Genomic DNA, 5,160 nt, shown 5'->3' with positions numbered 1-5,160 from the left:
TTTTAGGTGAGCCTTTTCTTTTTAAAACTGTATACAAAGATTATTTACCTTCGTTTTTCTTAGCTGTGATTTCGTTACGGATATCTTGCGCTAAAGTTTTAATTTCTTGTAAACCTTTACGTACACGAGTACCTGCAGCTGAGTTACCGTTGTTGAAGAATTTTTCAGCATCCGCTTCGATTGAAGCTACTAGATCTTTTAATTTAGTGTAGTTTTCCATTTTTATTAAATATAATTTAGTTTCTGTTTTTATTACTAAGATGTAATAAATATACAAAACAAAAAAAGATAAAAACAATAAAATCACACTTTTTAGTAAAAAAAAGGTGATTTTGTAGTGTATTAATCCTTTATTGTAAGCTCATTTATGATATTTTGTGCTCCTGCAAACTTATCTATTACAAATAATACATAACGAATATCTACGGAAATAGTACGTTGTAATTTAGGATCGAAGATTACATCACCAGCCATAGCTTCGATATTACCATCGAAGGCAAGACCGATTAATTCGCCATTTGCATTCAATACTGGAGAACCTGAGTTACCACCTGTGATATCTTGGTCTGACAAGAAGTTTACTGGCATATATCCTGCTTTGTCTGCATATCTTCCGTAATCTTTTTTCTCATGCAATTCCATCAACTTTTTAGGTAAATCAAACTCTTCGTCGTTAGGTTTGTATTTCGCGATAGTACCATCTAAAGTTGTGTAATTGTTGATTTTTGCATCATTACGAGGATCTTTAGGTAAAGCACGGATTGTACCATAAGTCAATCTTAAGGTACTGTTAGCATCAGGATAATACTTCGCCTTTGGATTCTGCGCTAAGAAACCAGCAATATATTTACGGTGTGCTGCTTGGAAATTATCTTCTGCTAATTGTTGTGCTTCTGTTCTCTCGCGGTATTTATCTGCAATTGCTTTTGAAATTTTGTATAATGGATCATTTTCAACTGTAGCTGCATTCGGATTAGCAATGAAAGTTGCTAATTTTTCTTTTGAGCTGAAAATACTGTTGTCGAAAGCTGCTTTTATTACTGAAGTAAACTGGTTGTTATTTTGTTTTGCTAATTCTGCGATGTAAGGTGCGATATTATCACCAGCTTTTGCTACGTACAGATTTAATTCATCTGCTAATACATCGATTTCCAATGGAAGGTATAATTTCTCGTAATTGTCAGCGATGAAAGCATCGATACGAGGTAGGATTTCTTGACGTTTAGCATCATTAGCTGCGGAATATTGCAATAAACCTGTTCCTAATGTAGAAGGAAGCATCGCAAATGTTGATGAACGAACCATACCTGTTAAGTAGTTGTCATGTCTAGCTTTCAAGTTTGTAGATTCATAGTAATCATTGATAGTTTTGATTACATCGCCATATTGTGCCTTGTTCGCAGCTTTATTAGCCCATTTGTTGAATTTATTTTCAGCTTTGCGTTTAGTAGCGGATGTTTTGTGTTTTGTCAACGCATCGATCATACCTTGACGATTTTTCCAATAGTTGGCTACACCAGAATATTTAGAAGCATAGTTGATATTCACTTCTTGATCTTTGTCCATGTGGCGTTTCATCGCGTCCATACCTACTTTCGAAGCTTCTACCCATGCCGGATAAGCAAAGTTTACATTTTGATCAATACCTGCAGCAGGCATCCAACGGTTAGTACGGCCTGGGTAACCTAAAATCATCGAGAAGTCACCTTCTTTGATACCTTTCAAGCTGATAGGCAAGTGGTATTTAGGTTTCAATGGAACATTACCTTTGGAATAAGCAGCGGGATTACCGTCTTTGTCAGCATACACACGGAAGATAGAGAAATCTCCAGTGTGACGAGGCCATTCCCAGTTGTCGGTGTCACCACCAAATTTTCCAATACTGTTTGGAGGAGTACCTACCAATCGAACATCGTGGTAATCTTGGTATACGAAATAGTAAAATTCATTACCATTGTAGAATGAACGCACGTTAACTACGTATTTTCCATTTTCAGAGTTTTCTTTTTCGATTTTAGCAACTTCTTGTTGGATGATAGTGTTACGTTCTTTTTCAGACATTTTATCGTTTACTAAACTTAAGATACGTTTAGAAACATCATCCATGCGTACGAAGAATCTTACATATAATGATTTTGGTTTTAATTCTTCTGCATAATTCTTAGCCCAAAAACCATTTGTTAAGTAATCATTTTCTTTGGTAGATAATTCAGCGATAGCGCCATATCCACAGTGGTGGTTCGTGAACACCAAACCTGTAGCCGACACGATTTCAGCAGTACAACCACCGTTAAATTGCACGATAGCATCTTTTAAGCTAGAGTTATTGATGCTGTAAATTTCCTCTGCGGTCAATTTAAGACCTTTTTTCTGCATATCAGCTTCATTAAGTCGCTTCAAATGCATTAAGAACCACATGCCCTCATCGGCCATAGTAGCCAAAGTTGAGACACATAATACTACTAATAATACTAATTTCTTCATCGTATTTTTCTTTTATAGAAGCAAAATTGGCTTTATTCAGTCGTAAAACAAAATTTGTAGCTATTAAACTTTACTTTCAAGCGATTTTCTTTCAATGGGATAGTCAGAGCTTTTGCCTATCTTTGTCGAATGCAAGCATCATTCGAAGATTTCAAACTCAATAGACAAATACTAAATGCCATAGCAGAAGCCGGGTACGAAGTGCCTACTGAAATTCAGCAAAAAGCGATAACACCAATCTTGGCAGGACAAGATGTAATGGGAATAGCTCAAACTGGAACAGGTAAGACTGCGGCTTTTGTGTTGCCTATGCTGATGAAATTGAAATATGCGCAGGGTAATGACCCACGAGCGTTGATATTAACGCCGACGCGTGAACTTGCGATGCAAATTGAGGAGAATATTCGTGAGTTTTCTACTTATTTGGATTTGCGTACCGTATTGCTTTTCGGCGGATTAGGTCCTAAGACACAAAAGGAGCAGTTAGAAAAAGGCTGTGATATTATTGTGGCAACACCTGGCCGGTTCTTAGAGTTATACTTGGAAGGATATATTAACACCAAATCGTTAAAATTTTTGGTGATGGACGAGGCGGATAAAATGATGGATATGGGATTTATTTCTAAGATCCACCGTATTTTGGAAATTGTTCCGCGTAAACGTCAAAACTTACTTTTCTCCGCTACCATGAGTGAGTTGGTGCGTAAGATTGCTGGAGATTTCTTGGCTTTTCCAACGGTAATTGAGGTTAGCGAGCAAGCTACACCAGCGACCAGTGTAACCCAAGTGCTTTATCACGTTCCAAATTTGAAAACAAAGATCAATTTGTTGCAGCATTTGTTCAAGAATGATGAAGTTTTTCACCGTGTGATTATTTTCTGTAAAACAAAAGAAGTAGCAGACAATGTATATGCTTTTGTGGAGAGAAAATATGGCGAAGATAATGTACGCGTCATCCACGCAAATAAAGGACAAAATACACGTATTAATTCCATCAATGCCTTCAAATCTGGTGAGATACGTTTTTTAGTAGCAACAGATGTGGCGGCTAGAGGTTTGGATGTATCGAATGTGAGTCATGTAATAAATTTCGATGTGCCGATTATTATCGAGGATTACGTACATAGAATTGGTAGAACAGGTCGTGCTTTCCAAAAAGGTGATGCGATCACTTTTGCGAATGAAAGTGAACTGTACTATATTGAGAAAATAGAGAAGTTAATTCGTCAATCTATTCCTGTGGCAGAAGTACCAGAAGAAGTTTTTGTAGAGAAAACTCCTTTTGAAGAGCGTCAAGCAATAGCTCGCGAGATAGACAACCAAAAGAAAAAGGATAATCCAGACTATAAAGGAGCTTTTCACGAGAAAAAGCACGCAGCTAAAATCGAGGAAACTCGTCGTATTAACGCAAAGAAGAAAGCAGGAAAGATGAAACGTCAACCTGTAAATAAAGATGGCGTGAAGAAGAAAGGTAAGAAATTTAAGAATTCATAAGGTGAAACTTACTCCACTCAATATCGCATTGGCTGTTATCTTAGTATGGGTCATTTCCGAATGGCAATTCGATCAGGAAATGATTTTCACTTGGGGATGGTTGATCATATGGATAGTGGTAGTTTGTCTAGTGGATTTAGCATTTCGACTAATATTTAAAGATTTAAAACAAATATGGTTCCTGCAAATTGCTTTTATACTGATTGTGGGAATGTTGATGATTATATTGAAATTACAATAGATGAAGACAGCAGAGATAAAATTAAATGTAGAATTGGACGAAAATAATGTGCCAGAAACTATCAATTGGTCCTCTACAGATGGTCAAAATGAAGAAGCTCTTCCTGCTAAAGCGATGTTTTTAGCCTTGTGGGATGCGCAGTATAAAAACTCTTTACGTATTGATCTTTGGACTAAAGATATGCCTTACGATGAGATGAAACGTTTTTTCTATGAAACATTACAAACATTAGGCGATTCTTTCTTGAGATCATCAGGTGGCGATCCAATGGCAGATAAAGTAATCGGCGATTTACGTGATTACTGTGCACATTTCGCGGAGAAGATGGAAGTTTTAGAACAACAAGGCTAATTCATTATTACTTCTAACGTTTGAATTTTTTAAAATGAATTATTTTTTAGTAAAATCAGAACCTTTCAAATATAGTTGGGAACAATTCAATAAAGATGGTCAGACATTTTGGGATGGTGTTCGTAATTATCAAGCGCGCAACAATCTGAAAGCGATGAAAGAGGGAGATTTGGTTTTATTCTATCATAGTAATGAAGGTAAGGAAGTAGTGGGGTTGGCAAAAGTTGTGAAAGAATTTTATCAAGATCCTACAACCGAAGATCCAAAATGGGTGGTTGTAGATTTAGTACCTGTAGAGACTTTCAAAAAACCGGTCACTTTAGAAATGATTAAAGCGGACGAATTATTGCAAGATGTAGCGTTGGTAAAGCAAGGACGTCTTTCGGTAATGCCGCTAAAACCCGAAGAATTTGATCGCATTGTAGAACTAGGCAATGCATAATAAAAGCCTTAGCTGATTAGCTAAGGCTTTTATTATGTGCGCCCGGCATGGGCGTGAACTCTAGGGTGTAAGTCCCGAACGTGCCTTGATAGTGGGAAACGTTAACTTAAGGCAAGGGTGTCCTTCGCGAGGGGGAATCTGAAGGAAT

At 37.0% G+C, this 5,160-nt stretch carries 6 protein-coding genes; 4 read left to right on the top strand and 2 right to left on the bottom strand.

The window, feature by feature from the left end; translation table 11 throughout:
* Nucleotides 1-40: 40 nt before the first annotated feature.
* Both G5B32_RS16655 and G5B32_RS16650 read right to left on the bottom strand, forming a co-directional pair.
* Entirely contained in the window at nucleotides 41-220 is a 180-nt protein-coding gene (locus G5B32_RS16655; protein ID WP_165292622.1) for a histone H1, read from the bottom strand.
* A 122-nt stretch (nucleotides 221-342) separates the two neighbouring features.
* On the bottom strand, nucleotides 343-2,484 hold the full coding sequence (locus G5B32_RS16650; RefSeq protein ID WP_165292621.1) for a S46 family peptidase: 2,142 nt from the start codon (nucleotides 2,482-2,484) through the stop codon (nucleotides 343-345).
* Nucleotides 2,485-2,613: 129 nt separating this feature from the next.
* On the opposite strand from G5B32_RS16650, the gene G5B32_RS16645 reads away from it, so the two are divergent.
* Genes G5B32_RS16645 through G5B32_RS16630 form a run of 4 tightly spaced genes read left to right on the top strand, consistent with a single transcriptional unit; the run spans nucleotide 2,614 to nucleotide 5,012 of the window.
* The gene (locus G5B32_RS16645; RefSeq protein WP_165292620.1) at nucleotides 2,614-3,978 is read left to right on the top strand and encodes a DEAD/DEAH box helicase; all 1,365 of its coding nucleotides are present in this window, start codon (nucleotides 2,614-2,616) and stop codon (nucleotides 3,976-3,978) included.
* A 1-nt stretch (nucleotide 3,979) separates the two neighbouring features.
* Nucleotides 3,980-4,219: a hypothetical protein gene (locus G5B32_RS16640; RefSeq protein WP_165292619.1), complete on the top strand. Its 240-nt coding sequence runs from the start codon at nucleotides 3,980-3,982 to the stop codon at nucleotides 4,217-4,219.
* Nucleotides 4,220-4,570, top strand: a complete 351-nt coding sequence (gene gldC, locus G5B32_RS16635) for a gliding motility protein GldC (RefSeq protein WP_165292618.1) — start codon at nucleotides 4,220-4,222, stop codon at nucleotides 4,568-4,570.
* A gap of 34 nt (nucleotides 4,571-4,604) precedes the next feature.
* Nucleotides 4,605-5,012, top strand: a complete 408-nt coding sequence (locus G5B32_RS16630; RefSeq protein WP_165292617.1) for an EVE domain-containing protein — start codon at nucleotides 4,605-4,607, stop codon at nucleotides 5,010-5,012.
* The last annotated feature ends 148 nt before the right edge of the window (nucleotides 5,013-5,160 follow it).

This window comes from Sphingobacterium sp. SGL-16 (assembly GCF_011043515.1).
GTDB classification, from domain to species: domain Bacteria; phylum Bacteroidota; class Bacteroidia; order Sphingobacteriales; family Sphingobacteriaceae; genus Sphingobacterium; species Sphingobacterium litopenaei.
Note: the sequence above shows the minus strand (reverse complement) of the source record. Positions and strands in the feature narration are given on the sequence as shown.

Coding starts and splice junctions, on each gene's coding strand:
- G5B32_RS16655 (WP_165292622.1), bottom strand. CDS start 220: ATGGAAAACTACACTAAATTAAAAGATCTAGTAGCTTCAATCGAAGCG.
- G5B32_RS16650 (WP_165292621.1), bottom strand. CDS start 2,484: ATGAAGAAATTAGTATTATTAGTAGTATTATGTGTCTCAACTTTGGCT.
- G5B32_RS16645 (WP_165292620.1), top strand. CDS start 2,614: ATGCAAGCATCATTCGAAGATTTCAAACTCAATAGACAAATACTAAAT.
- gldC (WP_165292618.1), top strand. CDS start 4,220: ATGAAGACAGCAGAGATAAAATTAAATGTAGAATTGGACGAAAATAAT.
- G5B32_RS16630 (WP_165292617.1), top strand. CDS start 4,605: ATGAATTATTTTTTAGTAAAATCAGAACCTTTCAAATATAGTTGGGAA.